Below are 26,575 nucleotides of genomic sequence, written 5' to 3' on the forward strand. Positions count from 1 at the left end.
TGGGGATTTCGCGCCACAGGGCAAGTCCATTGGTCACGGCGGGGTGACCAAAGCGTGCGGCTGGCGTATCTTACGAGGTGACATGCCAAGGGCGAGACAAGGGGGGGATGCGGCGTCCGCGCTGCTGCAGCGCGAGGCGCGGGCGGCACGCCGGCGGCTGGGCCTGCCCGTGGGGCTGGGCGCGGCGCAGGTCGCCATCGGCATCGCGCAGGCCTGGCTGATCGCGACGCTGATCGCGCGGCTTCTGGGATATGGCGAGGCCGGCTGGGGCAGCCTGGCGGCGGTGGCGGCGCTGGCGCTGGTCTCGGCGGGGCTTGGCGTTGCGCAGGAACGCGCGCTGATCGCGGCGGGGGAGGCGGCGAAGGCCCGGCTGCGCGGCGCGGCGTTCGAACGGCTGCTGGCCGGCGGCGCCGGGGACCAGCGGCCGGTGGGCGAGCGCGCGGCGCTGGTGGTGGACCGGATCGAGGCGCTGGAGGGGTTTCTCACGCGCTGGCTGCCGGCGGCGATGCTGGCGATGATCGGGCCGGCGCTGGTGGTGCTGGCGGCCTTCACGGTGGATGCGACGAGCGGGGCGATTTTGCTGGTCGCGGCGCTGCTGGTACCGGTGGCGATGGCGCTGACCGGGATCGGCGCCGCGCAGGCCAGCCGGCGGCAATTCGCGGCGCTCGACCAGCTTTCGGGGCGGTTCCTGGACCGGATGCGCGGGCTGCCGACGCTGGTGCTGTTCCGGCGGCAGGAGGCGGAAGCCGAGGCGCTGGGCGTGGCGGCGCAGGACCTGCGGGCGCGGACCATGCGGGTGCTGCGGGTGGCGTTCCTGTCCTCGGCGTCGATGGAGGCGCTGGCGGCGGGGGCGATCGCGTGCCTGGCGATCCGGCACGGGGCTATATTGGGCGCCAACCATCCCGACCCGGCGGGTGCGATTTTTTGCCTGTTGCTGGTGCCGGCGCTGTTCACGCCGCTGCGGGCCTTCTCCCAGGCCTATCACGAGCGGCTTTCGGCGCGCGGCGCGGCGGCGGAACTGGCGCCGCTGCTGGAGGCGGAGCCGGCGGGCGGGTTGGTGCTGGAGGAAATGCCGCGCAGGCTGACGGTGGCGTTCCAGGATGTGCGCCTCAGCTACGACCCGACCCGCGCGCCCGCGCTGGATGGGCTGAGCTTCCGGGTGATGGCGGGGGAGACGCTGGTGCTGGCGGGGCAGTCGGGGGCGGGGAAATCCTCCGTGCTGCGGCTGCTGATGGGGTTCCGGCGGCCGGATGGCGGGCGGATCTCGCTGAACGGGCGGGATGCGACCAGGCTGGCGCCGGCGGAGTTGCGGCGGCTGTCGTCCTATGTCGGGCAGCGGGCGCATCTGTTCCGCGCCAGCATCCGGGAGAACATCGCGCTGGCGCGGCCGGGGGCCTCGGCGGCGGAGGTCGAGGCGGCGGCGGTGGCGGCGCGGGTGGTGGATTTCGCGAAGGGCCTGCCGCAGGGGCTGGATACGCTGGTGGGCGAGGGCGGCTTCGGGCTGTCCGGTGGGCAGGCGCAGCGGGTGGCGATCGCGCGGGCTTTCCTGCGGGATGCGCCGCTGGTGCTGCTGGACGAGCCGACGGCGCATCTGGACCCGGGGACGGAGGCGGAGGTGCTGGACAGCCTGCGGCGGCTGTGTTCGGGGCGGACCGCGATCATCGCGAGCCATAGCCGGGCGGCGCAGCGGGCGCTGGGGCGGGTGCTGGAGATCGAGGCCGGGCGGGCCGTGGGGCAGCAGGGCGTGGCGGGAAGGCTGGCGGGGGAATGAGGGAGGTCGGCGCCGGCCCCCTCACCCAACCTTTGACGCAATGCGTCAAACCCCCTGAAGGGGGAGAGGGCTTTGGGATGGCGCGGGATTTGCTGCGGGTCCTGGGGCTTTGGCGCGGGCGATATTGGTGGCTGGCGGCGGGGGCGGCGATGGCCGTGGCGGCGGCGCTGGCGGGGCTGGCGTTGCTCGGGTTGGCGGGGCGGGGCGTGGCGGAGGGGGTGGCGCAAGGCACCCTTTTCGCGGGTGGCGCGGCGGCGCTGATCTGGCTGCGGCCGGTGGTGCTGCTGCGGCCGCTGTTCCGCTACCTGGAACGCCTGGTGACGCATGCGGCGACCTTCCGGGCGCTGGCGGATACGCGGATCTGGTTCTTCCGGCGGCTGGCGGAGCGGCTGCCGGCGGGGCTCGGCTTCCGGCGGGCGGGGGATCTGCTCGGGCGGCTGGTGTCGGATATCGATGCGCTGGACCGGGTTTATCTCGGCGCGGTGGTGCCGGGGGTGGCGGGGGTGGCGGCGGTGCTGGCGATCGCGCTGGTGCTTGGGGCGATCGACCCGGCGTTGGCGGCGCTGGTGGCGCTGCCGCTGGCCGCGGCGCTGCTGCTGCCGCCGATTCTGGCGCCGGGCGCGGCGTCCGCCGGGCAGCGCGTGGCGGAAAGCCAGGGGGCGCTGCGGGCGGCGGTGGTCGATCCGCTCACGGGCATCGAGGATACGCTGGCGGCGGGGGCGGAGGCACGGGCCTCGGCGCGGGTGGCGCAGGAGGGCTCGGCGCTGGCCTCGGCGCAGCGGGCGCTGGCGCGGCGCGGCGCCTGGGGCGGCGCGGCGGGGGCGCTGCTGAGCCAGGCGGCGATGCTCGGCGCGCTGGGCTATGGGTTGGCGTCCGGGCAGGCCGGGGTCGCGGCGGCGGTGCTCGGGCTGTTCCTGGCCACGGCGGCGGGCGAGGCGCTGGGGCTGATGCCGCGGGCCGGGGCGGCGCTGGCGGCGGCGGGGGCGAGCGCGCGGCGGCTGTTCGAGGCGGCGGACCAGGCGCCGCCGGTGGCGGAACCGCAGGCGCCGGTGGCGACGCCGCGCGGGCACGCGATCCGGATCGAGGGGCTGCACTTCAAGTGGGCGGCGGACCGGGCGCCGGTGTTCGATGGGCTGGACCTGGAGGTGCCGGAGGGGGCGCGGATCGCGCTGCTCGGGCCTTCGGGGATCGGGAAATCCACGCTCGCCTCGCTGCTGCTGAAGCTGGCGGCGCCGCAGGCGGGGCGGATCACGCTCGGCGGGGTCGATCTGGCGACGCTGCCGGCGGATGCGGTGCGCGGGCGGATCGCCTGCCTGACGCAGGATGCGCGGCTGTTCGACGACAGCATCGAGGCCAATCTGCGGATCGGCCGGCCGGAGGCGGAGGAAGCGGCGCTGTGGCAGGCGCTGGACCGGGCTGGCATCGGGGAGGTGGTGCGGGCGCTGCCGGATGGGCTGGCGACGCGCTGCGGCGAGGCGGGGGTGCGCTTTTCCGGCGGGCAGGCGCGGCGGCTGGTGCTGGCCCGCGCGCTGCTGTCGGAGGCGCCGGTGCTGATCCTGGACGAGCCGGCGGCGGGGCTGGACCCCGAGACGGAGCGCGCCTTCCTGGAGACCTTGGACGAGGCGACGGCGGGGCGCAGCGTGATCCTGATCGTGCACCGGCTGGTGGGGGTGGAGCGGCCGACGCGGATCTTCCGGCTGGCGGCGAGGAAGGCGATCTTCGCGACCGGCTGAGTTCAGCCGTGGGTGGCGCGGCTGTCGGCGGGGGCCTGGGCGCGGTCCTGCATCCCGTAGTCGCGCAGCACACCGGCGACGCGCAGGCGGTAGTCCTGGAAGACGCCGGCGCGGCCCCTGGCCTGGCTGGCGCGGTGGGTCTCGCGCTGGCGCCAGGCCTGGATGGCGGCCTCGTCGCGCCAGAAGGACAGGGAGAGGAGCTTGTCCGGGTCGGCGAAGGACTGGAAGCGCTCGATGGAGAGGAAGCCGTCGAGGGTCTCGAGCTCCGGACGGAGCGCGGCGGCGAGGTCGAGGTAGGGCTGGCGTTCGCCGTTGGCGGGCCAGACTTCGAAGATGACGGCGATCATGGGGGCCGGTGTAGCGCGCTGGGGGGTGTGATGCTTCGGGGGGCGCCGAAATGACGGGGAGGGCCCCCCCTCACCCAACCCTCTCCCCCCGTTGGGGGGAGAGTGCTTTTTCAGAAGAAGGCTTCCTTCACGCCGCCGAACCAGAAGCCGAGGCTGGCCTTGGTGGGGGTGGTGGGGACGGGCTTTTCGAAGACGATCTCGGTGCCGCCGACCAGGGCGCCGGTGCTGTCGGTGATCGGGGGGCAGAGCTCGGGGATGAGGGCCTCGGCCTGCTCCGTCTCCAGCACGCCGTAGTGGCCGAGGACGCGGGCGAGGACGGCGAAGTTGGCGCGCGGCGAACCATCGGCGGTCTTGATGCAGATGCCGAAGCCCCGTTCCGGGACCATCGCCATCAGGAAACCCTCCGCGCCGCCCTTCAGCACGACGCGGCCGTTCGTGGCGCGGACCACGCGGGCGGTGGCGGTGTCCGTGCCCTGCAGGTGGTCGGGGTGCGCGGCCATGGCGCCAAGGATGCGGCGGGCGGCGGCGCGGCGGTTGGCGTCGCCGGAATAGCCCAGCGCGAGGCGGGCGGCGGCGCGGGCGAGGCTGCGCATCGGCAGCGCCACGGCGGGCAGGCCGCACTGGTCGCGGCCCATCGGCAGCTTGGCCGCGTCCTGGCCGAGGTATTCGGACAGGATCGAGAGATACAGCTTCTGCGCCGGGTGCGACGGGTCGGCGTAGTCCAGGCCGGCGCCCATGTGCTTCGCGACCGTCAGGAAGCCGCAATGCTTGCCGGAGCAGTTGTGGTAGATGCGGCGCGGGCCACCGCCGGCGAAGGCGTTGCCCATGTCGGCCTCGCCGCGCGGCAGGGCCGGGGCGCAGACCAGGGCGGATTCGTCGAGGCCCAGGCGGCCGAGCCAGTCATTCACCAGGGCGACCTGGAACGGCTCCGCGCTGTGCGAGGCGCAGGCCAGGGCGATGTGCTCGTCGGTCAGGCCGAAGGCGTCCGCGGCGCCGCTTTCGACCAGCGCCATCGCCTGGAACGGCTTGAGCGAGGAGCGCGGGAAGGTCGTCAGCCCGGCATCGCCCCAGCTGCCGACCAGCCGGCCCTCGAAATCGGCCACCACGACGGTGCCGCGATGCACGCTTTCCACCAGCGGGCCGCGCCAGATGCGCGCAAGCTCGACGAAACCGGTGCCGTCCCTCATGTCCAACTGTCCTCCGCTGGTCGTCGATATCTGAAGGCGAAACGGGATTGGTGCAAGCCGGCCTTCGGCCAGACGTGCAAGCCGTTCAGCCGGTGGTGACGTTGGCGGCGCGCACCACGGGCCCCCAGCGGTCGAACTCGGCGCGGACGAAGGCATCGGTGGCGTCGGGTGCCATCCAGATCGGCTCGCTGGCGAGGTCGGTCAGGCGGGTCTTGACGGTGGCGTTGTCGAGCGCCTGGCGCATCGCCTCCGCCAGGCGGTCGATGATCGGGCGCGGGGTGCCGCGCGGGGCGAACAGGCCGGTCCAGCTGCGGACCGAATAGCCGGGCAGGCCCTGTTCGGCGATGGTCGGGATGTCCGGGCGGAAGCGCACGCGTTCCTCCGTGCCGACGCCGATGATGCGGATGCGGCCGGCATCGGCGGGGCCGATGACGGTGGGCAGGTTCATGAAGGCCATCGGGATGACGCCGGCGGAGAGATCCGTCGCCACCGGGCCGCCGCCGCGATAGGGCACGTGGGTCAGGTCCACCTTGGTCATCATGCGGAACAGCTCCCCGGCCAGGTGGTTGGAGCTGGCGATGCCGGAGGAGCCGAAGGACAGGCCGCCCGACGTCGCGCGGATCTTGGCCAGCAGTTCGGGGACGCTGGAGACGCCGAGCGCGGGGTTCACGGCGAGGACGTTGGGCACGTCCACCATCATGGCGATGCCGGGCAGGGCTTCGCGCACGTCGTAGCCGAGGTCGGGCGAGACCAGGGCGTGGAAGACGTGGTTCGAGGCGGAGGAGACCAGCAGCGTGTAGCCATCCGGCCGGGCGCGGACGACCTGGCCCATGCCGATGGAGCCGCCGCCGCCGGCGCGGTTCTCGACCACCACGGACTGGCCGAGCCGCTCGCCGAGCAGGGGGGCTGCGAGGCGGGCGACGACGTCGTTGGAGCCGCCGGGCGCCCAGGGGACGACGAGGGTGATGCTGCGGGTGGGGTAGGTGCCCTGGGCGCGCGCCGCGGCGGGGACCAAAGCGGGGGCGGCGAGGGCGGCCAGGATGTGGCGGCGGCGCATGGAGGGGTCCTCGGGCGTTTCTTGTGGCGGCAGGATGGCGGGGCGGGGGGCGGCGCGCCGGTGGGGGTTGGCCTCAGCCCAGCGCCGCCGCCACCTTGGCGCAGAAGGGTCCGACCGCTTCCGGGTCCACCCAGCGCAGCACGGCGACGACCTGGCCGGCGGGCCAGATCCAGGTGACGTTGCCGCCGGCGCCCATGGCGAAGACGGAATCAGCCGGGGCGCCGGGCCAGCGGTTGGCGCCGTTCAGCCACCAGAGGAAGCCGTAGGAGGGGTTGAGCGGGCAGGGGGCGAGGGATTGGCGGATCCACTCGGCGGGGACGACCTGCCTTCCCTCCCAAGCGCCGTTCTGCAGGACGAGCTGGCCGATGCGGGCCTGGTCCTCGGCGTGGATGCGCAGGCCGGCGCCCCAATGGGTGCCACCGGGGACGGAGGGCAGGCGGCGGCCGTCGATCTCGACCCAGGCATTGTCGTAGGGATACCAGACCCAGTCGCGGCTGCCGCCGATCGGGTCCAGGATGCGCTCCGCGAACACCTCCGGCAGCGGGCGGCGGAACAGGTGCAGCAGGGACAGCGACAGGCGGTTCACGCGGACGTCGTTGTATTCCCAGTAGGTGCCGGGGCGGGCGAGGGGGCGGTCCATGCCCTTCCGCGCGGCGGCCTCCCGCGCCAGGTCGCGACCGCGGTCGATGCGGTCGGACTTGCCGAACAACTCGCCCTCCCATTCGGAGGTGTTGGTCAGCAGGTGGCGCCAGGTGATCTCGCTGTTCTGGTCGGATTCGAAGCCGCCGTCGCGCACGCGGGCGCGGACCGGCTCGTCCAGGTCGGGCAGCAGGCCATCGGCATGGGCAATGCCGGCGAGGAGGGAGAGGTAGGATTTGGCGGCGCTGAAGGTCATGTCCGCCTGGCGCGTGTCGCCCCATGCGGCGACGCGCTGGCCGCGATGCAGGACCAGGCCGTTGGGGGCGCCGCGCGGGAAGACCGGGCCGAGCACGGCGTTGTGCGGCGGCGGGTCGAAATGGCCGGATTCGAGATGCGCCAGCAGGTCGCGCGGGAAGGGGGATTCATGGGCCTCGGCATAGGCGACGGAGTCGGCGAGGCGGGGGTCGGTCTGGGTCATGCGGTGCAGGGTGCCCGTGCCGGCGGCGCAGCGGAACCCCCTCCATTTGGCCGGCGAAGCCCCCACATACCGTCCCAAAGCCGGAGAGACACGACCATGACGACCGAGACCGCGACGCTGGGTGGCGGCTGCTTCTGGTGCATCGAGGGCGCGCTGCGGCACGTCCACGGCGTGACGCGGGTGGAAAGCGGCTATGCCGGCGGGCATGTGCCGAACCCGACCTATGAGCAGGTCTGCGGCAAGCAGACCGGGCATGCCGAGGTGGTGCGCGTCGACTTCGACCCGGAGGTGCTGAGCTACGCCGACCTGCTGCGGATGTTCTTCACGCTGCACGACCCGACGACCAAGGACCGCCAGGGCAACGATGTGGGGCCGCAGTATCGCAGCATCATCATGACGCATTCGCCCGAGCAGGCGGAGACCGCCAAGGCGGTGATGGCGGAGATCGAGGCCGCCGGCATCTGGGGCGGCCGGCTGGTGACGGAGCTGGTGCCGGCGACCGAGTACTGGCCGGGCGAGGCCGAGCACCAGGACTACTTCGCGCGCAACCCGTGGTCGGGCTATTGCCGCGTGGTGGTGGCGCCGAAGGTCGCCAAGTTCCGCAAGCAGTTCGCCGCCCGCCTGAAGGCACAGGCAGCCTGAGGAGCAAGAGAGATGTCGCTGTTCAGCAAGGACAAGCCCGCCGACACCTACCCGGTGCAGAAGTCGGAGGCGGAGTGGCGGGCCGAGCTTTCGCCGGAGGCCTTCAAGGTGCTGCGCCAGCATGGCACGGAGCGGCCGGGGACGAGCCGGCTGCTGACCGAGAAGCGGCCGGGCACCTTCGCCTGCGCCGCCTGCGGGCATGAGCTGTTCGACAATGCCACGAAGTTCGAAAGTGGCACCGGCTGGCCGAGCTTCTTCAAGCCGCTGCCCGGCGGCATCGCCACCACCACCGACCGCAGCTTCTTCATGACGCGGACGGAGGTGCATTGCGCGCAGTGCGGCGGGCACCTCGGGCACGTGTTCCCGGATGGGCCGGCGCCCACCGGGGAGCGGTACTGCATGAACGGTGTCGCGATGGTGTTCCAGCCGGCCGAATGATGCCGGCGGGTCGCTGGACTTTCGCAGGTCCAGCGGCGAATTTGCGGGACCATCCCTTAGCCGGATATTCCCCCTTGGCCTGGCGCTGCCTTCCCGTTCTTGTCGCGCTGCTGTGCGGGGCCGCGCCGGTGCGGGCGGACCTGGTCTATGTGCTGAATTCGGCGGATGCGTCGATCTCGGTGCTCGATGCGGCGACGCGGGCGGAGAAGCTGCGCATCCCGGTGCTGCGGGAGCCGCATCACCTGGTGCTGACGCCGGATGGATCGCAGCTGGTGGTGGCGGATTCGGGCGGGAACGAGGTGCTGTTCCTGGACCCGGCGACCGGCGAGGTGCAGCGCCGGGCGGCGATCTCGAACCCCTACCACCTGGAATTCAGCCCGGATGGCCGCTTCCTGGTGATCGCGAGCCTGCGCCGTGGCCAGGTGGACGTGCTGGATGCGCGGACGCTGGAGCTGGTGCAGCGCTTCCGGCCGGGCGATAAGCCGAGCCATGTGGCGTTCAGCCCGGACAGCCGGATGGTCTATGTGACGATCCAGGGCGACGGGGCCGTCGCGGCCTTCGACCTGACGGACATGACGCAGGCCTGGGTGCAGCCGGTGGGGCCGGAGCCGGCGGGGATCATCTGGCATCGCGGCCGGCTGATCATGGGCATCATGGGCAGCACGCATTTCGTGACGCTGGACCCGGCGACGCGGGAGGTGAAGCCGGCCTTCACGCTCGGGCGCGGGGCGCACACCATCTACCCGGCGCCGAACGGGCGGGCGCTGTACGCCACCAGCCGGGTGGACAGCCGGGTGGCGGAGATCGACCCGGAGACGCTGGCGGTGCGCCGGGTGTGGAACATCCCGGGCGGGCCGGATTGCCTGAGCTTCGACCCGCAGGGCCGCGTCTGGATGACGCTGCGCTGGAGCCGCAGCATTGCCGTGCTCGACCCGGCGGGGGAGACCTGGGAGACGGCGCGGGTCGGGCGTTCGCCGCATGGCATCTTCTTCAAATCCCTGGCGCAGGGCGCCGATTTCGCGCTGGCGGGGATGGGGGCGATGTCGGGCACGCGGCCGCTGTTCGCGCCGATGCCGGGGCGGCCGGCCGCGGCGCCGCCGGTGCCGGCGGGGCTGGTGCCGGCGCCGATTCCGCCCAGGCCGGTGCTGCCGGCGGCGCTGCGGCGCGCGCCGTGAGGCGGCGGGGGCTGCTGGCGGCGGGGGCTGGGCTGCTGGCCAGCCCGGCTTTGGCGCAGGTGGCACCGCCTGGGTGCCGCGGGCCGGTGTACCTGACGATCGATACCGGCTGGAGCCGGGAGGCGGAGGCGATCGCGGCGGTGCTGCGGCGCCATGCGGTGACGGCAACGCTGTTCATCGCGGATGAGCCGACCTTCCGTGGCGACACCAGCCTGTCCGACAGCTGGGCGCCGTTCTGGCGGGCGCGGGTGGCGGAGGGGCACAGCTTCGCCTCGCATACCTGGCGGCACTGGTATTTTGCCGGCGATCCGGGGCCGGGGCGGACCACCTTCCGGTCGCGGCGCGGGCAGGGACAGGTGGTGCTGGACCAGGCGGGGATGTGCGCGGAGTTGCAGCGGCCGGTGGATGCGCTGCGGCGGTTTTCCCCCGAGGCACGGGTGCTGCCGCTGTGGCGGGCGCCGGGCGGGATCACCACGCGCAATGCGGTGGCGCTGGCGGCGGCCTGCGGGCTGCGGCACCAGGGCTGGACGCGGAACGGCTTCCTCGGGGATGAGCTGGACAGCGGGGCGCATCCGAACGCGGCGCTGCTGCGGCGCAACCTGGCGAATATCGCGCCGGGGGAGGTGCTGGTGATGCATTGGGGCGTGCGCAGCCGGCGGGAGCCGTTCGCCGGGATCTTCGAGGAGCTGGTGACGGGGCTGCTGGCGCGGGGGTTGTGCTTCGAGGCGCTGCCGGCGCGGGGGGTGGCGTGAGGGGGCCTGTTTACTTCCACGGCCCCCCCTCACCCAACCCTCTCCCCCCCTTGGGGGGAGAGGGCTTTGAGGGTCAGCGGTAGTTGGGGCGGTAGCCAGCGGGGGGCGGGCCCTGGTGCCAGCGGCCGTACTGGTCGTACCAGCCGCCATAGGCGGGATCGACCGGGGCGGCGACGTAGGGGTCGGGCGGGATGCGCTCGGGCGCCGGGGCCGGGGTGAGGGCGCCGCCGACGGCGCCGAGGGCGCCGCCGATCAGCGCGCCGCGGCCGGCACTGCCGGTGACGGAGCCGACCAGGGCGCCGGCGCCGGCGCCGAGCGCGCCGCCGGCCAGCGCGCGCTGGTTGCGGTCGTTCGGGTCGGAGCAGGCGGCGAGCAGGGCCAGCGGGGCGGCGAGGGCGGCCATTCGGGTGGCGCGGATCATGGGCGGTGTCTCCTGGGGTCGGGTCGTCTCGATGGAATCAACGCCGCCCACCGCCGGGGGTTCGTCGGATTGATGCAGGATGGCATCGAAATCCCGGGCTGGAATTGGGCTTCGCGCGGCCATGGACCTGATTATGCTTCGCCCGACGCGGGATGGAGGTCGGGATGGATCGCAGGATGATGCTGGGCGGTGCCATGGCATTGCTGGGTGGGGCCGGGGCGGCGCGGGCGCAGCCGGCGGCGCCGGCGCCGCATCATGGGCTGGCGATCCCGCAGGACCGGATGGCGCCGCTGCGCGGCAGCGGGCCGGTGCAGTTGACGCCGGCGCAGTACGCGCAGCGCTTCGTGGACAGCCCGGCCCCGGCGGGCGCGCCCGGGCGCTGGGTGCAGCGGGCGCCGCTGCCGCTGCCGCGCACGGAGATGGCCTGGGCGGCGGAGTGGGACGGCAGGCTGCATGTCGTCGGCGGCTATGCCGAGCAGCAGGTGAACAACACCTGGCACCACATCTATGACCCGACATCCGACAGCTGGCGGGAGGCGGCGCGGCTGCCGCGTGGGGCGAATCATGTGGGCGTGGTGGCGGCGGCGGGGCGCGTGTACGCCTTCGGCGGGTTCAGCAACCAGAACCGCGGGGCGGATACGCTGGCCTTCGCCTATGACGTGGCCGGCGACCGCTGGGAGCGGCTGGCGCCGATGCCGCGGCCGCGCGGGGCGGGCGCGCTGGCGGTGATCGACGGCAGGATCCACCACATCGGCGGCGCGTCGGAGCCGGAGCGGGAGCGCGCCTCGGTGGGGTGGCACGAGGTGTACGATCCGCAGGCCGACACATGGGAGATGCGCAAGGCGCTGCCGGGCGCGCGCGACCATGCGGGCGTGCTGGCGCACAACGGGGTCATCCACATCATCGGCGGGCGCTTCAACACCTTCGAATACAACACCGGCCTGCACCACGTGTACCTGCCGGCGCAGGACACCTGGGTGGAGCGTGCGCCGCTGCCCACGCCGCGGTCAGGCCACGGGCTGGTGCTGTATCGCGGGCGGTTCTTCGCCATGGGCGGGGAATCCGGCTGGTTCGAGGGCCGCACGCTGACCGGCAAGGTGCATGGCCAGATGGAGAGCTACGACCCCGTGGGCGACACCTGGCAGCACCATGCGCCGATGCCGACGCCGCGGCATGGCATGGGGGCGGTGACGATCGGCGACTTCATCTACGTGGCCGGCGGCGGCCCGGTGGTGGGGGGCGGCATCAAGACGGCGGTACATGAGGCGTTTACCTTGGGCTGAGCGGGTGCCTCGCCTGTAGCCTCGCCGGAAAAAGGCGGGAGCAGGGCGATGGGGCGAAGGGTTCTGGCCGTGCTGGTGCTGGCGATGGTCCTCGGCGCGGTCCAGCCGGCGCTGGCGCAGCGGGTGGCGCTGGTGGTGGGCAATGGCAGCTATGCCGCGGCGGCGCGGCTGGAGAACCCGGCGCACGACGCGAGCGGGATGGCGGCGGCGCTGCGGCGGCTCGGCTTCAGCGTCGACCTGGTGACGGATGCGACGCGGGCGCGGCTGGAACAGGCGCTCGGCCGCTTCGGGCGCGCGGCGGAGGGGGCGGATATCGCGCTGCTGTTCTTCGCCGGGCACGGGCTGCAACTCGGCGGCGAGAACTGGCTGGTGCCGACGGATGCGCGGCTGGCGGATGCGCGGGAGGTGGCGTTCGAGCTGGTCGGGCTGGATACCGTGCTGCGGCAGATGGACCGGGCGCGGACGCGGATCGTCATCCTCGATGCCTGCCGGGACAATCCGCTGGCGGTGCAGATGCGCGGGCTGGGCGGCACGCGCAGCCTGGGGCGCGGGCTGGCGCCGGTGCAGGCGCAGGATGTCGGCACGCTGATCGCGTTTTCCACCTCGCCAGGGGCGGTGGCGGAGGATGGGCGCACGGGGAACAGCCCCTTCACCGCGGCGCTGCTGCGCCATATCGAGCAGCCGGGCGTCGACCTGCAGATCACGCTGCGGCGGGTGCGGAGCGAGGTGCGGCAGGCAACCGCGGGGCGGCAGACGCCGTGGGAGAACAGCAGCCTGCTGGAGCCGGTGGTGCTGCGCGCCGCGGCGCCGGGGCGGCCGCTGGTCCAGGCGCCGCCGCCCGCCGAGGCGCCGGCCGAGGCACCTGCCGGGATGGCGGGGGTGGTGCGGCCGGCGGTGCCGGGGCCAGTCGGGCCGTCGTCGCCAAGGGGCTTTCGCTGCCCTTCGGCGGGCGCGCAGGTGCGCTACGACGATGGCACGGCGCTGGGGTTCCGGGGCGCCGATCCGGCGGACCCCCTGGTCTGCCTGGTCGGGGTGCGCGGTGGCGTGGAGCGGCGGCTGCTGAACTTCCTGACCCTGCCTTCGCCGCATGAGGCAGCCTTCCGGGAGGCGCTGGCGCCGTTCTGGCCGGCGGCGACGGGGCGGGAGGCGCGGCTGACCGTCGCGGCCAGCGACGGGATGTGGCAGGAAAGCTGGCGCCTGCTGCGGGAGGAGGCGGTGCCGGTGGCCGGGCGGCCGCATGCGGCGCTGGTGTTCAGCCGGGCCGTCGATGGCATGTTCACGAACCGGCATTACCGGGTGGAGACGCTGTGGTGGGATCTGGCGACGGGAATCTGGCTGCGTCGGGAGGTGCGGCTGGTTCGCGGCACGACCCGGATCAATCCCTACAGCGCGGTCGCGGTTGTGGGCGGCGGTTGAGCGTGGGGTGGACGCGGCGCGGGCTGGCCGGCCTGGCGCTGGCGGGGCTCGGGGCTGGGCAGGCCGAGGCGGCGACGGCACAGGGCGCGGAGGCGGCGGCGCTGATCCGGGCGCTGCGGGAGGGTGGCGTGGTGGTGGTGTTGCGGCATGCCATCACGGATCGGAGGCAGGTGGACCGGGGCGACCTGTCGGACCGGGCGGCGCAGCGCAACCTGAGCGATGCGGGACGGGCGCAGGCGCGGGCGCTTGGCCGGGCGATGGCGGCGCTGGGCGTGCCGCTGGGGGAGGTGCTGGCCAGCCCGGTGTTCCGGGCGCGGGATACGGCGGAGCTGGCCTTCGGCGCGCGGGCGGTGGTGGAGCCGCGGTTGACGGCGGATGACTACACGCCGGACCCCGCGATGCTGGCGGCCAACATCGCCTGGCTGCGGGAACGCAGCGGCCGGCCCTCCGCGCCGGGGCGCACGGATGTGCTGGTGGGGCACATCGTGCCGATGGGGATGGTGCTCGGGCGCGGGCTGGCGCAGGCCGAATACCCGGAGGGCGCGCTGGCGGTGTTCGCGCCCGGCGCGCGGGCCGGGCGGCTGCTCGGTATCCTGGCGGCCGAGGCGCTGGGCCCCGCCGGCTGACGCGGCGGGCGGGTGGGGTCACGCGGCGGCCTTGCGGGTGGCGAGCTGGTCCAGCAGGTGCTGCAGGTGGCGGGTATTCGCCGCCTCCTGCCGCACCACCAGGCCGAGGGTCGGCCAGTCCAACCGCGCGATGCGAGCCTCGACGATGACGCCCGCCTGCAGTTCCAGTTGCAGGCCGAGGCCGCTCCGCAGGCCCGGCGGCATGGATCCCTCGGCTTCCAGGGCGACGCCACCGAGCGAGACGTCGCGCAACTGGCCGGCGAAGGGCTGGCCGCCGGGCGGGTGCAGGCGCAGGCGGCGGCCGTCGCCCGGCACCCGTTCGTACTGGCGGCGGTCGCCGGTGGTGTCGCGCAGCGCCGCCATGAAAGCGTCGACCTCCGCGTCCAGCGTCGCGGTTTCGGCGCTGACCTCGTTGGCGGCGTCCTGGACCGAGGTGCTGGACTCCCGCGCCTGGCGGGCCGCGGCGGCGGCTTCCTCCATCGCGGCGACGGTGCGGCGGGAGGTGTCGAGCACCGTGCTGACGTTGCCGGCGATGTCGCGCGTCGCGGCGCCCTGCTGTTCGACGGCGGCGGCGATGGCGGCGGCTGTGGCGCCCATGTCCTGCACCTCGTTCGCCATGCCGCGCACCGTGTCCACCGCCTCGCCGGCGGCGGCCTGGATCGCCTGGATCTGGCCGCTGATCTCGCCGGTGGCCTTGGCGGTCTGCGCCGCCAGGGCCTTCACCTCGTTCGCCACCACGGCGAAGCCCTTGCCGGCTTCGCCGGCGCGGGCGGCCTCGATGGTCGCGTTGAGCGCCAGGAGGTTGGTCTGGCCGGCGATGTCGCCGATCAGGCGGGCGACGTCGCTGATGGTGGCGGCGGCCTCGGCCAGCTTCACCATGGTGGCGTCGGCGCGTTCCGCCCGGCCGGCCAGGCTGTGCGCGGCGCTGGCGGCGCCGCCGGCCTGGCGCGCGATCTCGCCGACGCTGGCGGTGAGTTCCTCCACCGCCGCGGCGACCGAGCCGAGGTCGGTGACCGAGGAATCGGCATGCGCCGCGGTCTGCCGCGCCCGCTGTTCGGTCTGTTCCGCGGTCGCGGCCATGTCGCGGGAGGCGACGCCCATGCGGTTCGCTGCCGCGGACAGGCCGCGCATGACGCCGGACAGCGCGCCGCCGAAATCGCGGGTCTGGCGTTCCATCTCCTTCGCCTGATGTTCGCGCCGCGTCCGTTCGGCGGCGGCGGCGCTTTCCAGTTGCCGCGTCTGTTCGGCATGGGCACGGAACACCTCGAGCGCCGCGGCCATGGCGCCGATCTCGTCGGTGCGGCCCTGGCCGGGTACCGCCACGAGCAGGTCGCCGCCCGACATCCGCCGCATCGCCTCCGCCAGGCCGGCCAGCGGCACGGCGAGGGAGCGGGCGGCGAAGAGAACGAGCGGCACGGTCAGCAGCAGCACCAGGGCGCCGATGCCGAGATCCCGGAGCAGTTGCGCCCGCTGCGCCGCCGCCGCCGCCGCGGTGTTGTCCGCCACCACCACGCGGCCGGCCGGCTGCCGGTCCAGACCTGTCAGCGGGATGGTGCGCAGGTTGAACCGGCCATGGGGGCCGAGGGTCGCGAGGCTTGGTGGGGTCGGTGCCAGCAGCGGCGCGAGATCGCCGGCGGCGAGGTTCGGCAGGGTGGCGCCGGTCAGCCGGTCGCCGCTGAACAGCAGCACATCCGTGTTCGCGACCTGGGCGAGTTCGGTGGCGGCCGGGGGGCCGATGCGGCTGGCGACGCGCAGGGTGCCGACCACGGCTGTGTCGGGGCCGCCCTGGCGGAGCGGGACCACGGCGCCCATCGCCAGGTGGCCGCTGCCGGGCGAGAGGGTGAGGCCGGACAAGGCCGAGCCCTGGAGGGCGCGCGCGACGTCGGCGAGCCCGGATTTGTCATCGCCCGCCTGCCCGGGATTGTGGCCGCGCATCAGGATGCGGCCCTGCTGATCGGTGACTTCCAGCACGTCCACGACCGGGTCCACCGCGCGCAGCGCGGCCAGCGACGGCACCAGCAGGGCCTGCAAGGCCGCGGCGTCGCCGGTGCGCACCGCGGCGGCCAGGTCGCTGCGTTGGGCGATGGTGCTGGCATGGCCGAGCATGCGGTTTTCCTGGCCGGCGAGGCGCAGCGCCGCCTGTCGCTCGGCGCGATCCAGCGCCTGTTCCGCGCGCGCCGCTTCCCGCTGCAGGGCATCCATGATGCCGCTGCCGGCGACCAGGGTCACCGCGAGAACGGCCGGCATGAGGGCCAGCAGGATCAGGCGCGGCTTCAGCCCCGGCAGGAGGCGGGGCGTAGGCAGTGGCATGGTCTCGACCCTCGGAGGTTGAGGGCCGCAGCCTAGTGTGGACTGATTGTCATAGTGTTTAAGCCGGACGCCAGCCCTTTGTCTGTTCGCGTGGTTCACGCCTCCGGCCGTTCCAGCCTGCGGCGATCACGCTCTATCCCAGCAGCGCGCGCATCAGGAAGCCGGCGAGGGCCGTGACGGCGAGGGTGCGGAGCAGGCCGAGTTTCGCCGCGAACAGGCAGGCGGCGGCGAGCATGCTGAGCAGCATGGCGTCCGGTTGCAGGGTCTCGGCCACCGGCAGGTCGAGGCGGAGCGGGCCGAGGTTGGTGGTCTCGACGCGGGCGAACAGGACGCGCAGGGCGAACCACAAGGCGAGGTTGGCGATGACGCCGACCACGGCGGCGGTGACGCCGGCCAGGGCCGCCTTGAGCCGGGGTTCGGCGTGCAGACGCTCCACGAAGGGGGCGCCGAGGAAGATCCAGGCGAAGCAGGGGGCGAAGGTGACCCAGAGCGCCAGCAGGGAGGCCAGCACCCCGGCCCAGAGCCCCTGGGCGGAGCCGGCGAGGAAGCCCACGAATTGCAGCACCAGGATCAGCGGACCCGGGGTGGTCTCGGCGAGGCCGAGGCCGGCCAGCATGTCGGCCGCCGTCAGCCAGCCATAGGTCTCGACCGCCTGCTGCGCGACATAGGCGAGCACGGCATAGGCGCCGCCGAAGGTGACGACGGCCATGACGGAGAAGAACCAGGCGATGTCGCCCCAGGGCACGGTGCCGGCGAGCAGCGCCACCGGCCAGGCCCAGAGCACCAGCGCGACGAGGCCGGCGCGGCGGGCCATGCGGGCCATGCGGGGAATGCGCTCCGGGTCCTGCGCGATCAGCGCGTCCAGAAGCGCGGGCGGGCCGTCCTTCGCGGCGCCATGGCCGCCGCCGGTGAAGTGCTGCGGCAGGGCGTAGCCGATGAGGGCGGCGGTGAGCACGACGACGGGGAAGCGCAGGTCGAAGGCATACAGGGCGAGGAAGGCGGCCGCGGCCAGCGCCCAGGACACGGCGCCGTGCAGGGCGCGCTTGGCGACGCGCAGCAGGGCTTCCACCACCACCACCAGCACGGCGCATTTCAGGCCGAAGAACAGCGCGGCGACCAGCGGCACGGTGCCGAGCGTGACGTAGAGCATGGACAGCGCCAGCATCACGGCGGCGCCGGGCAGGATGAACAGCAGGCCGGCCATCAGCCCGCCGCGCACGCCATGCATCAGCCAGCCGAGATAGGTGGCCAGCTGCTGCGCCTCCGGCCCCGGCAGCAGCATACAGAAGTTCAGCGCGTGCAGGAAACGGGCGTCGGAGACCCAGCGGTGCTGTTCGACCACCTCCCGGTGCATCAGCGCGATCTGGGCTGCGGGGCCGCCGAAGGACAGCAGGCCGATGCGGAGCCAGACGCGGAACGCCTCGCCCAGGGGGGGGAAGGGTGTGGGGAAGGGGGTGGTTGGCCGGTCGTCCATGCTGGTTCCCGAATCCTGCCGGCCCTGTTCAAGGTCCTTGATGGCATCGGGGAGCGGGAGGGGAAACCCCCTGGCTCAGGCGTAGCCCTGGTTGGGCCAGTCGTGGACTTCCTCGGTCGCGTCGCGGCACCAGAGGTGGAAGGCGTCGTACAGCGCGAGGCCGGCTTCGAGCTGGGCGAGGTCGTCGCGGTGCAGGCGGGACAGGCCAAGCGAGGCGGCGAGCAGGCCGGCGGATTGCGGGGCGAGGTCGGCGCGGGAGGTCTCGGCGCCGCGGATGATCATCGCCAGGCGTTCGAGCGTGGGCGTGCGGAGGCCGAATTCCTCCAGCATCGTGTCGAAGGTGCAGCCATCGCCGCGATGGGTCCAGAACACGCCCTCGATGTCGAAGGGGGTGGCGTTGAAGCGTTCGGCGACGAGTTCGACCTGGGAGGCGGCGACGAACAGGAACATGGCGGAGGGGTCGACGAAGCGGCGGATCAGCCAGGGGCAGGCGATGCGGTCCACCTTGGGGCGGGCGCGGGTGACCCAGACGGTGCGGCCCTGGGGGTCCCGCGGCGGGATGGCGGCGGGTTCCAGCAGCGGCATGCGGGCGGCGCGCCAGGCGGCGAAGCCGCCTTCCAGCACCTGCGCCACGGAGCCTTCGTGGCGCAGCCAGGCGGCTACGCCCTCCGACAGCTTCAGGCCCTTCTGGCAGATGACGATGACGTCGCGGTCGCGGAAGGCGGGCGCCCAGGCAGCGACATCCTGGTGGTCCAGCACCTGGCTGGCGGGCAGCAGGCGCGGGTCCTCGGCCCGGTCGCCAGGGTCCCGGACATCGACCAGCACGGGGCCGTCGGGCAGGCCGATCAGGCGGGAGAGCTGCTGCGGGGTGAGCACGAAGGGGGAGGGCATGTGCCTGGTGGTCCGATCAGGCGCGGTGCCCGGGGCGGCGTACCACGGCGGGTGCAGGCCCGCGACTGGCGAGGTGGCGGCGCGGCGCGGAATTGCAAGCTCAGCGTGGGCCGCGGGGGGAGGTGGGGACGCCGCAGCCGCAGTCCTCCGCCGGGGGTGGTGGGGCGGGTTGCGCCGCGGCGGGGGCGGCGAGGAGCAGGAGGAGCAGGAGGAGGTGCATGGCGATGCCTCAGAACAGCAGGGAAATGCCGGATAGCAGCAGCAGGGTGAGCAGGACCAGCCGGAAGCCCCTGGCGGAGATGCGGCGATAGGCCTTCACGCCGAGCCAGGCGCCGAGCAGCAGCGCGGGCAGGGAGACCAGCAGCATCCGCGCGCTGTCGCGGTCGAAGAAGCCACCGGCCAGCAGGCCGAGGGCGGCGGCGGCCTGCATCACCACGATGAAGGGCTGGAAGATGGCGCGGGCCTCGTCCGGGCGGAGGCCCTTGAGGTCTGCCCAGATGGTGGGCAGCGCGCCGGGAAAGCCACCGATGCCACCGAGGATGCCGCTGGCGAAGCCGATGCCGGCATCGGCGCCGGGGCCGGCGCGCAGCGCGGGCAGGCTGCGCCTCAGGGCCATGGCGGTGAGCGACCAGCTGGCATAGGCCACCAGCAGCAGGCCGACGCCGGCGGAGATGGCGCCGGGCTCCGACCAGGCCAGCACCACGACGCCGACCGGGATGCCAAGCAGGCCGCCCAGGATGTAGGGGCGCAGCACCTGCCAACGCATCGCCGGCCACACCGCGCCGAGTGTGCCGAGCTGGATCAGCAGCGAACCGACCACCAGCACCGGCGCCGTCTGCTGCGGCGGCAGCCAGTGGAACAGGATGCCGGCCGCGATCAGGTTGAAGGCGAAGCCGGCCATGCCGGAGGCAAAGGCGGCGACGAAGCAGCCGGCCAGCAGGACGACGTATTCCGGGGGGATCATGCCGGCCAGGGAAGCCCGGCGGGCAGTTCCGGGGAAGCCCCCCATGCCGGCGTCCGTGTCTTGTCTCGACGCCGGCTGCATGGTCCTGTCCGGGCCAAGCAAACGGGAGTGGACGAGGCATGGCACGGCGCGGCGCGGATGTTCTGGTGCAGGGGCTGCGGGCGGCGGGGGTGACACGCATCTTCACCCTGTCGGGCAACCACATCATGGAGGTGTTCGACGCGCTGGTGGGCTCCGGCATCGAGCTGGTGCACACGCGGCACGAGGCGGCGGCGGTGCACATGGCGGATGCCTGGGCGCGGCTGACCGGCCAGGTGGGCGTCACCATGGTGACCGGCGGGCAGGGGCATGCGAACGCCACGGCGGCGCTGTGCTCCGCACTCGCCGGGGAAGTGCCGGTGCTGCTGCTGTCGGGGCATGCGCCGCTGGCGGATCTCGGCAATGGCGCGTTCCAGGAACTGCCGCAGGCGGCGATGGCGGCGCCGGTGAGCAAGGCGGCCTGGGCGGCGCAGACTCCGCAGGGGCTGGCCGCGGATGTGGCGCGGGCCTTTGCCATCGCGCTCGGCGGGCGGCCGGGGCCGGTGCATCTCAGCCTGCCGACGGATGTGCTGGAGGCGGAGGTGGAGGAGGCGCCGGCGCCGGAAGCTGCTGCGTTCATGCGGCGGCCGATGCGGCTGGGGGCGCCGAGCGCGCTGGTGGTGGCGCAGGCGGTGGCGGCGGCGGCGCGGCCGTTGCTGGTGGCGCCGCCGGCGCTGTGTACACCCGCCGGCATGCTGGGGATGGCGGCGCTGGAGGCGGCGAGCGGGCTGCCGGTGGTGCCGATGCAGTCGCCGCGCGGGCTGGCCGACCCGTCGCTCGGGGCGTTTCCGGAGGTGCTGGCGGAGGCCGACCTGATCGTGCTGGTCGGCAAGCCGCTGGACTTCACGCTGAAGTTCGGGCGCGCTCCGGCGGTGGCGGCGGGGTGCCGCTGGATCGTGCTGGAGCCGGAGGGCGCGGTGGTGGCGCGGGCGCAAAGGCTGGTCGGCGACCGGCTGGTGCTGGCGGCGGTGGCGGATGCGACGGAAGCGGTGGCGGCGCTGGCCAGCGTGATGCGGCCGGTCGCGGCGCAGGCCGGCTGGGCGGATCGGGTGCGGGAGGCGGTGGCCTGGCGGCCGGCGGAGTGGGCGGCGCTGGCGGGTGCGCCGGAGGGGCCGATCCGGTCGGCGACGCTCGGGCATGCGGTGAACGAGGCGGTGGCGGCGCGGGATGCGACCTTCGTCTGTGATGGCGGCGAGATCGGGCAGTGGGGCATGGCGATGGTGCGGGCGGGGACGCGCATCGTGAACGGCGTGGCGGGGGCGATCGGCGTGGGCATCCCCTTCGCCATCGGGGCGCGGGCGGCGCGGGCTGCGCCGACGCTCGCGCTGATGGGCGATGGCAGCTTCGGCTTCCACATGGCGGAGCTGGACACCGCGGCGCGGCACGGGCTGCCCTTCGTGGCAGTGGTGGGCAATGACAGCCGCTGGAACGCCGAGTTCCAGATCCAGGTGCGGGACTACGGCGCCAACCGCGCGCATGGCTGCGAGCTGGCACCGGGAACGCGGTATGACCTGGTGGCGGCGGCGCTCGGCGGGCATGGCGAGAATGTCACGGCGGCGCGGGAGCTCGCGCCGGCGCTGCAACGCGCCTTCGACAGCGGCAAGCCGGCCGTGGTGAATGTGGTGCTGGACGGGCAGCCGGCGCCGTCGCTGCGGCGATAGGAGATTTCGGGATGCGGGACGCGCATGCGGTGACGAGCCTGGCGCAGCTGGAGGCGCTGTATGGGGCGGCGGTGCCGGCTTCCCTGCAGAAGGTGCGTCGGGACCTGGATGTGCCGAGCCGCGACTTCATCGCGCGCAGCCCGTTCTGCGTGCTGTCGACGCGCGGGGCGGATGGGCGGGTGAACGGAACGCCACGGGGGGATGCGCCGGGGTTCGTTTCCGTGCTGTCGGGCACGGAGGTGGCGCTGCCGGACCGGCGGGGGAACAACCGGCTGGACGCGCTGCGGGATATCCTCGGCGATCCGCAGGTGGCGCTGCTGTTCCTGATCCCCGGCGTGGGGGAGACGCTGCGGGTGAGTGGCCGGGCCACGATCAGCGCCGACCCGGCGCTGTGCGCGGCGATGGCGCAGCAGGGACGGGCGCCGGCGACGGTGCTGCTTGTGGCGGTGGAGGAGGTGTTCTTCCAATGCGCGCGGGCGCTGATGCGGTCGCGCATCTGGGGCGAGACGGCGCGGCCGGCGGGGGTTCCGACGGCGGGGCAGTTCCTGGCCTCGGCGATGCAGGGGGCGTTCGACGCGGAGGCGTATGACGCGGCGGCGCCGGGGCGGCTGGCGGCGGGGTTGTATTGAGGGGGAGGTCGCGGCTGGCGAGCGCCGGCTTCGACCCGGAGCGGTCCTTTCCAGTCCAGTCCTGACGGCGCGGAGCAGCCGCAATCACCGTGAGCTGTCGTAAAGTAGCCGTTCCACTGACCGTCTTTCCTCCTGGGCTTTCGCGGCGGTCGAAAGAATGTTTAGAATAAAACCGGAGTGACATGGGCCGTCGTACGGCTTCCTGTCCAGTCGGATCGGGAGTGTAAGATGGCTCAGAACGCCCCTGTGGCGGCACGGCGGCCGTTTCGACTTCCTGCCTATCTCGTTACCCTCGCCCTCATCCTCCTGCTGCCCACCTTGGGACTCGCGACTGCGGTCGCGCTGCAGGCGGTGCAGAGCTTTCGCTTGGTGTCCGAGAAGCGCCTGCAGGATACGGCGCGCGCCCTCGCGCTCGCGCTGGATGCGACGATCGAGAAGCACGTCGCAACGATCGAGACGCTCGCCGCCTCAGCGAGTCTCGACGGACCCGTCCCCGACCTACCCTCCTTCGAAGCCTTCGCGCGCCGCATCGCGGCCCGACTCGACAGCAATGTGATCCTGCTGGATCCCGCCAGCATGCAGCAGCGCGTCAATACCGCCCTGCCGCCGGGCACGCCCACCACGGGCACCACGGCAGCAGATTTCCGCACCGCGGCAGTCACGCGGGCGCCCTTCGTCAGCGACGTCGTCATCGGGGCTGTCGCGGGCCGGCCCGTGGTTGGCGTCGCGGTTCCGGTCGAGCGCGACGGGGACGTCCGCTTCGTGCTGGCTGCGCGCATCGAACCCGAACGCCTCGCCGACCTGTTGCGGGCGCAGGGCGTAGGGGCGGAAGAGTTCGTCACGCTGGTGGACAGCGCCAACGTGGTCGTCGCCCGCTCGCAAGACCATGCAGCCTAGGTCGGGCTGCAGACGCCTCCCTGGTTCGTCGCAGAGACTGCCGGCCGGAACAGCGGCCTCGTCGCTGGACCGTCCATCGCCGGCGAGGACGCTGTCTTTGGCTTCCACCGCCTCCGCGCCGCGCCGAACTGGACCGTCGTGGTTGCCGCCCCTGCAGCCGCCTACCGGGCCAGCTGGCAGGCGCCGCTCTGGCGCCTCGCGCTGGGCGGCGGCGCGGCGCTGCTGCTTGGCACCGCGCTGACCCTGGTCCTGGCGCGGCGGGTCACGCGCCCGCTCGCCGCCCTCGCGCGGCACGCGGAGGCGGTGACGGCGAACGGAGCGACGGGCGGCAGCGCCGCCGCCGTGCCGCGCTCGGGCATCCAGGAGATCGAGGCGCTCCGGACATCCATCGAGGCGGCGCAGCACTCCCTCGCCGAGCGGGCCGGCGCCGCGCAGGAGGCCAACCTCGCCTTGCAGGAGAGCGAGCGACGCCTCAGGCTGGTCGTCGCGGAGTTGAACCACCGCGCGAAGAATGCCCTTGCGACCGTGCAGTCGCTGGCGCTGCAGACCGCACGGGGTCCCGCTGGCGCCGGCGCGGAGGAGTTCACGGCCGCCTTCGTCGGCCGGCTCCAGACGCTGGCGCGGGCGCACGACCTGCTGACCACCTTCTCCTGGGAGGGGGCAGCGCTGGAGGAGGTGGTGCGGGCCGGCCTCGCCCCGTGGCTCGACGGGACGGAGGAGGGAGAGGCGGCTCGCATCAGGGTGGGGTGCCGAAGCGACCTGCCGCTTCTGGCGCCGGGACAGGTGCAGGCCCTGGTCATGGCGCTGCACGAATTGGCGACCAACGCCACCAAGCACGGCGCCCTTTCGGTGCCCAGCGGGCGTGTCGAGGTCGGCTGCCGGGTGCCAGCGGACGGCGTTGCCGCCGTGGAATGGCGCGAACAGGGCGGGCCGCCGCTGGCCGGCCTGCCTGTGCGCCGCGGTTTCGGCACACGGTTGCTGGAACGCGCGCTGGCGCATGATCTGGGCGCCGAGTCCCGGGTGACGCTCGATTTCGCCCGGGACGGTCTGCGCGCCAGCATCGTGTTCCTGCCGCGGGGGGCCTCGTTCGCGGCGTAGTCCGCAGACGGCAAGCGCAGGTGCCGCGCCGCCCTCCGGGCGCGAGACCGGGCGCTTCCCGCCCAAAGGTGTCCTCAGCTGAGTGGACGGAGCTCGATGCAGGTCCTGGAAGTTTGAAAGCCTTCAATGCAGCCACTCTCCGCCGCGGTGCCTTGCGTCGAACGGCGCCCTATTCCGCGCCCTGAGCCACGTTGGCTTCGGCCTCACGACCTATCAGCGCCAGTCCCTCCGCCACTGACACGAACTCCCCGCCCGCCACGACCCGATCCTCCCCGAATCGCTCCGCGAAAATCCGCCGCACCGCCGGGACCAGCGAGGACCCGCCGGTGAGGAAGACGCGGTCCACCTGGGCGGGTGCCAGTGCGGCGTCGGCCAGGGCGGCGTCGACGGCGGTGCGGATCTGGGCGAGTTCGGGGGCGATCCAGAATTCGAAATCGGCGCGGGCGATCTCGGCCGCGACCTCGAAATCGCCGTGGCGGAAATCCAGCACCGTGGTCTCGGCGGCGGACAGGGCGGCCTTGGCGGTGGAGACGGCGCGGTACAGGGCGTAGCCGGCCTCGTCCTTCACCAGGGCGACCAGGGCGCGGAGCTGTTCCGGGTGGTCGGCGGTGCGGGAAACGGCCTCGATGTCGCGAAGCGTCTTGGGCGCGCGCATCAGGGACAGCAGGTGCCACCGCGCAAAACTGGAATACCAGGCGGGCGGGATGGGAAGCTCGGTGCCGGTGACGCGGTAGCTGCCGCCCTTGCCGAGCAGGGGGGAGATCACGCGGTCGATGATGCGGTAGTCGAAGGCGTCGCCGGCGACGCCGACGCCGGCCTGGCCGAGGGCGGTGACGCGGCGCGGCGGGCCAGGGTCGAAGCGGAGCAGGGAGAAGTCGCTGGTGCCGCCGCCGAAATCGGCCACCAGCACCACCGCCGGGCGGTCCAGCGTGGCCGCGAAGCGGTGGCCGGCGGCGGCGGGCTCCAGCGCCACCTGCACCTCCGCGTGGCCGGCGAGGGCGAAGCCGGCGCGCAGGCGGCGCTCGCCGAGGGCCTCGTCGGCGCTGCCGCCGACGAAGCGCACCGGGCGGCCGACGACGACGTGGGCGCCGGCGAGGTCGTCGGCGAAAGGGGCGAGCAGGGCGCGGAGGAACAGCGCCACCAGCGGCTCCAGCGCATAGGATTGGCCGAGGATACGGGTCTCGGCGAAGCTGCGCTGTGCCAGGTAGCTTTTCATCGACATGATGAGGCGGGCGTCGAGCGGGTCGTCGAGATAGGCCTCGATGGCGGCGGGTCCGGCGGCGTGGCGGACGCGGCCCTCGGCGCCATTCCAGAAGCACAGGACACTGCGGAAGACGTCGTCGGTCGCGTGGCGCAGGACGCGGACCTGGCCATCCGGCTGCAGGGAGGCGACCACGCTGTTGGTGGTGCCGAAGTCGATTCCGATGGTGGGGCGCATGGGAGGGGGCACCGGAGGGGGGAGGGGCGCGGGTTGAAGCGGCGGGGCGGGTGGATGGCAAGGGGTGGTCCGGATGTTGCTTGCGCGGGCGGCATCCATCGACGGGAGCCGCCGCCATGAACCGCCGCCACCTGCTTGCCGCCCTTGCCGCCGCGCCGCTGGCCGCGCCCCGCCTCGCGCGGGCGCAGGGATGGGCGCCGGATCGGCCGGTGCGGCTGCTGCTCGGATTTCCGCCGGGTGGTGCCTCGGATGCCGCGGTTCGCATCATCCAGCCGCGGCTCGCGGCACGGCTCGGGCAGCCGGTGGTGGTGGAGAACCGGGCGGGGGCGGGCGGCAACATCGCGGTGGAGGCGGCGGCGCGGTCGGCGCCTGATGGCAGCACGATGGTCTCGGCCAATATCGGCACGCTAGCGGTGAACCCGGCGCTGGTGCGGCAGATGCCGTTCCATCCGATCGACGACCTGGCGCCGCTGTCGCTGGTGTTCAACGCGACCAACGTGCTGGTGGTGCAGGCGGCGCGGCCGTACCGGAGCGTGGCGGATATCGTGGCGGCGGCGAAGGCGCGGCCGGAGACGCTGGTCTATGGCACCGGCGGCGTCGGGTCCCCGGGGCATCTGTGCGGCATCCGGCTGGACGACCTGGCGGGCATCCGGACGGTCGCGGTGCCGTACCGCGGCGGCGGGCCGCAGATGCTGGGGCTGCTGGCGGGGGAGCAGGATTTCTCCTTCTCGCCGCTGGGCAACGTGGCGACGCATGTCGCGGCGGGGACGCTGCGGGCGCTGGCGGTGACCACGACGGCGCGCGCCGAGGGGCTGCCGAGCGTGCCGACGATGATCGAGACGGGGCTGGACGGGTACGAGGTGCTGAACTGGGACGGGATCGTGGTGCCGAAGGCGACGCCGGCGCCGATCCGCACGGTGCTGGGCGATGCGATCCGGGCGGTGCTGGCGGAGCCGGAGGTGGTGGCGGCGTTCGCGCAGCGCGGGCTGACGCCGCGGCCGACGAGCGAGGCGGAGTTCGCGGCGCAGCTGGCGGCGGACAGCACCATTTGGCAGGGGCTGATCCGGGGGGCGGGGATTCAGGCGAGCTGAAGGGGTGGGTGGGTGGGTGGGCCGGGGGGGGGGGGGGGGGGGGGGGGGGGGGGGGGGGGGGGGGGGGGGGGGGGGGGGG

At 73.6% G+C, this 26,575-nt stretch carries 24 protein-coding genes; 14 read left to right on the forward strand and 10 right to left on the reverse strand.

Going from position 1 to position 26,575, the window contains the following annotated elements; genetic code table 11:
• The first annotated feature begins 82 nt into the window (after nucleotides 1-82).
• Nucleotides 83-1,771 (forward strand): thiol reductant ABC exporter subunit CydD, encoded by a 1,689-nt coding sequence (gene cydD, locus ACFHPP_RS24510; protein WP_437165864.1) that lies wholly within the window; start codon nucleotides 83-85, stop codon nucleotides 1,769-1,771.
• 77 nt (nucleotides 1,772-1,848) lie between these two features.
• Nucleotides 1,849-3,504: a thiol reductant ABC exporter subunit CydC gene (cydC, locus tag ACFHPP_RS24515; RefSeq protein WP_437165865.1), complete on the forward strand. Its 1,656-nt coding sequence runs from the start codon at nucleotides 1,849-1,851 to the stop codon at nucleotides 3,502-3,504.
• 2 nt (nucleotides 3,505-3,506) lie between these two features.
• Here the strand turns inward: cydC and ACFHPP_RS24520 are convergent, their stop codons facing one another.
• From ACFHPP_RS24520 to ACFHPP_RS24535, 4 genes are all read right to left on the reverse strand, one after another.
• On the reverse strand, nucleotides 3,507-3,851 hold the full coding sequence (locus tag ACFHPP_RS24520; protein WP_437165866.1) for an antibiotic biosynthesis monooxygenase family protein: 345 nt from the start codon (nucleotides 3,849-3,851) through the stop codon (nucleotides 3,507-3,509).
• Between the two features lie 110 nt (nucleotides 3,852-3,961).
• Nucleotides 3,962-5,038 (reverse strand): asparaginase, encoded by a 1,077-nt coding sequence (locus tag ACFHPP_RS24525; protein ID WP_437165867.1) that lies wholly within the window; start codon nucleotides 5,036-5,038, stop codon nucleotides 3,962-3,964.
• Between the two features lie 85 nt (nucleotides 5,039-5,123).
• Nucleotides 5,124-6,095: a Bug family tripartite tricarboxylate transporter substrate binding protein gene (locus ACFHPP_RS24530; RefSeq protein ID WP_437165868.1), complete on the reverse strand. Its 972-nt coding sequence runs from the start codon at nucleotides 6,093-6,095 to the stop codon at nucleotides 5,124-5,126.
• Nucleotides 6,096-6,168: 73 nt separating this feature from the next.
• On the reverse strand, nucleotides 6,169-7,212 hold the full coding sequence (locus ACFHPP_RS24535) for a serine hydrolase domain-containing protein (RefSeq protein ID WP_437165869.1): 1,044 nt from the start codon (nucleotides 7,210-7,212) through the stop codon (nucleotides 6,169-6,171).
• Between the two features lie 96 nt (nucleotides 7,213-7,308).
• Between ACFHPP_RS24535 and msrA the strand changes: the two genes are divergently transcribed.
• From msrA to ACFHPP_RS24555, 4 genes are all read left to right on the forward strand, one after another.
• The gene (gene msrA / locus ACFHPP_RS24540; RefSeq protein ID WP_437165870.1) at nucleotides 7,309-7,854 is read left to right on the forward strand and encodes a peptide-methionine (S)-S-oxide reductase MsrA; all 546 of its coding nucleotides are present in this window, start codon (nucleotides 7,309-7,311) and stop codon (nucleotides 7,852-7,854) included.
• A gap of 12 nt (nucleotides 7,855-7,866) precedes the next feature.
• Nucleotides 7,867-8,292 carry a peptide-methionine (R)-S-oxide reductase MsrB gene (msrB, locus tag ACFHPP_RS24545; protein WP_437165871.1) on the forward strand — a complete coding sequence of 142 codons (426 nt, stop codon included), beginning with the start codon at nucleotides 7,867-7,869 and terminating at the stop codon, nucleotides 8,290-8,292.
• Between the two features lie 74 nt (nucleotides 8,293-8,366).
• Nucleotides 8,367-9,467, forward strand: a complete 1,101-nt coding sequence (locus ACFHPP_RS24550; RefSeq protein ID WP_437165872.1) for a beta-propeller fold lactonase family protein — start codon at nucleotides 8,367-8,369, stop codon at nucleotides 9,465-9,467.
• Nucleotides 9,464-10,219, forward strand: coding sequence for a polysaccharide deacetylase family protein (locus tag ACFHPP_RS24555; protein ID WP_437165873.1), 756 nt, complete (start codon nucleotides 9,464-9,466; stop codon nucleotides 10,217-10,219). The genes ACFHPP_RS24550 and ACFHPP_RS24555 overlap by 4 nt, the downstream gene beginning before the upstream one ends.
• Nucleotides 10,220-10,292: 73 nt before the next feature.
• Here ACFHPP_RS24555 and ACFHPP_RS24560 read toward each other — a convergent pair whose 3' ends face one another.
• Entirely contained in the window at nucleotides 10,293-10,640 is a 348-nt protein-coding gene (locus tag ACFHPP_RS24560; protein WP_437165874.1) for a YMGG-like glycine zipper-containing protein, read from the reverse strand.
• Nucleotides 10,641-10,804: 164 nt separating this feature from the next.
• On the opposite strand from ACFHPP_RS24560, the gene ACFHPP_RS24565 reads away from it, so the two are divergent.
• From ACFHPP_RS24565 to ACFHPP_RS24575, 3 genes are read left to right on the forward strand one after another with little or no spacing between them, the layout of a single operon-like run.
• Nucleotides 10,805-11,923, forward strand: a complete 1,119-nt coding sequence (locus ACFHPP_RS24565) for a Kelch repeat-containing protein (RefSeq protein WP_437165875.1) — start codon at nucleotides 10,805-10,807, stop codon at nucleotides 11,921-11,923.
• Between the two features lie 48 nt (nucleotides 11,924-11,971).
• Nucleotides 11,972-13,339, forward strand: a complete 1,368-nt coding sequence (locus ACFHPP_RS24570; protein WP_437165876.1) for a caspase family protein — start codon at nucleotides 11,972-11,974, stop codon at nucleotides 13,337-13,339.
• Between the two features lie 2 nt (nucleotides 13,340-13,341).
• Nucleotides 13,342-13,965 carry a histidine phosphatase family protein gene (locus tag ACFHPP_RS24575; protein WP_437165877.1) on the forward strand — a complete coding sequence of 208 codons (624 nt, stop codon included), beginning with the start codon at nucleotides 13,342-13,344 and terminating at the stop codon, nucleotides 13,963-13,965.
• 18 nt (nucleotides 13,966-13,983) lie between these two features.
• Here ACFHPP_RS24575 and ACFHPP_RS24580 read toward each other — a convergent pair whose 3' ends face one another.
• The 4 genes from ACFHPP_RS24580 to ACFHPP_RS24595 form a co-directional block, all read right to left on the reverse strand.
• A complete protein-coding gene (locus tag ACFHPP_RS24580; protein ID WP_437165878.1) occupies nucleotides 13,984-16,275 on the reverse strand; it encodes a methyl-accepting chemotaxis protein in 2,292 nt (763 codons plus the stop codon).
• A 133-nt stretch (nucleotides 16,276-16,408) separates the two neighbouring features.
• Nucleotides 16,409-17,749: a chromate efflux transporter gene (chrA, locus tag ACFHPP_RS24585; protein ID WP_437165879.1), complete on the reverse strand. Its 1,341-nt coding sequence runs from the start codon at nucleotides 17,747-17,749 to the stop codon at nucleotides 16,409-16,411.
• Between the two features lie 75 nt (nucleotides 17,750-17,824).
• On the reverse strand, nucleotides 17,825-18,640 hold the full coding sequence (locus tag ACFHPP_RS24590; RefSeq protein ID WP_437165880.1) for a chromate resistance protein ChrB domain-containing protein: 816 nt from the start codon (nucleotides 18,638-18,640) through the stop codon (nucleotides 17,825-17,827).
• 229 nt (nucleotides 18,641-18,869) lie between these two features.
• Complete coding sequence (locus ACFHPP_RS24595; protein ID WP_437165881.1) at nucleotides 18,870-19,649, reverse strand: sulfite exporter TauE/SafE family protein; 780 nt, start codon at nucleotides 19,647-19,649, stop codon at nucleotides 18,870-18,872.
• A 74-nt stretch (nucleotides 19,650-19,723) separates the two neighbouring features.
• On the opposite strand from ACFHPP_RS24595, the gene ACFHPP_RS24600 reads away from it, so the two are divergent.
• The 4 genes from ACFHPP_RS24600 to ACFHPP_RS24615 all read left to right on the forward strand — a co-directional run bounded on the left by ACFHPP_RS24600 (nucleotide 19,724) and on the right by ACFHPP_RS24615 (nucleotide 23,967).
• A complete protein-coding gene (locus ACFHPP_RS24600; protein ID WP_437165882.1) occupies nucleotides 19,724-21,343 on the forward strand; it encodes a thiamine pyrophosphate-binding protein in 1,620 nt (539 codons plus the stop codon).
• Nucleotides 21,344-21,354: 11 nt separating this feature from the next.
• Nucleotides 21,355-21,972, forward strand: a complete 618-nt coding sequence (locus ACFHPP_RS24605; RefSeq protein ID WP_437165883.1) for a pyridoxamine 5'-phosphate oxidase family protein — start codon at nucleotides 21,355-21,357, stop codon at nucleotides 21,970-21,972.
• Nucleotides 21,973-22,200: 228 nt separating this feature from the next.
• Nucleotides 22,201-22,869, forward strand: a complete 669-nt coding sequence (locus ACFHPP_RS24610; protein WP_437165884.1) for a cache domain-containing protein — start codon at nucleotides 22,201-22,203, stop codon at nucleotides 22,867-22,869.
• A gap of 138 nt (nucleotides 22,870-23,007) precedes the next feature.
• Nucleotides 23,008-23,967: a sensor histidine kinase gene (locus ACFHPP_RS24615; protein WP_437165885.1), complete on the forward strand. Its 960-nt coding sequence runs from the start codon at nucleotides 23,008-23,010 to the stop codon at nucleotides 23,965-23,967.
• 169 nt (nucleotides 23,968-24,136) lie between these two features.
• Here ACFHPP_RS24615 and ACFHPP_RS24620 read toward each other — a convergent pair whose 3' ends face one another.
• On the reverse strand, nucleotides 24,137-25,405 hold the full coding sequence (locus ACFHPP_RS24620) for an Hsp70 family protein (protein ID WP_437165886.1): 1,269 nt from the start codon (nucleotides 25,403-25,405) through the stop codon (nucleotides 24,137-24,139).
• Nucleotides 25,406-25,521: 116 nt separating this feature from the next.
• Here ACFHPP_RS24620 and ACFHPP_RS24625 point away from each other — a divergent pair, with 116 nt between their 5' ends.
• A complete protein-coding gene (locus ACFHPP_RS24625; RefSeq protein ID WP_437165887.1) occupies nucleotides 25,522-26,496 on the forward strand; it encodes a Bug family tripartite tricarboxylate transporter substrate binding protein in 975 nt (324 codons plus the stop codon).
• Nucleotides 26,497-26,575: the final 79 nt, after the last annotated feature.

It is taken from the genome of Falsiroseomonas sp. E2-1-a20 (assembly GCF_051433195.1).
GTDB lineage: Bacteria > Pseudomonadota > Alphaproteobacteria > Acetobacterales > Acetobacteraceae > Falsiroseomonas.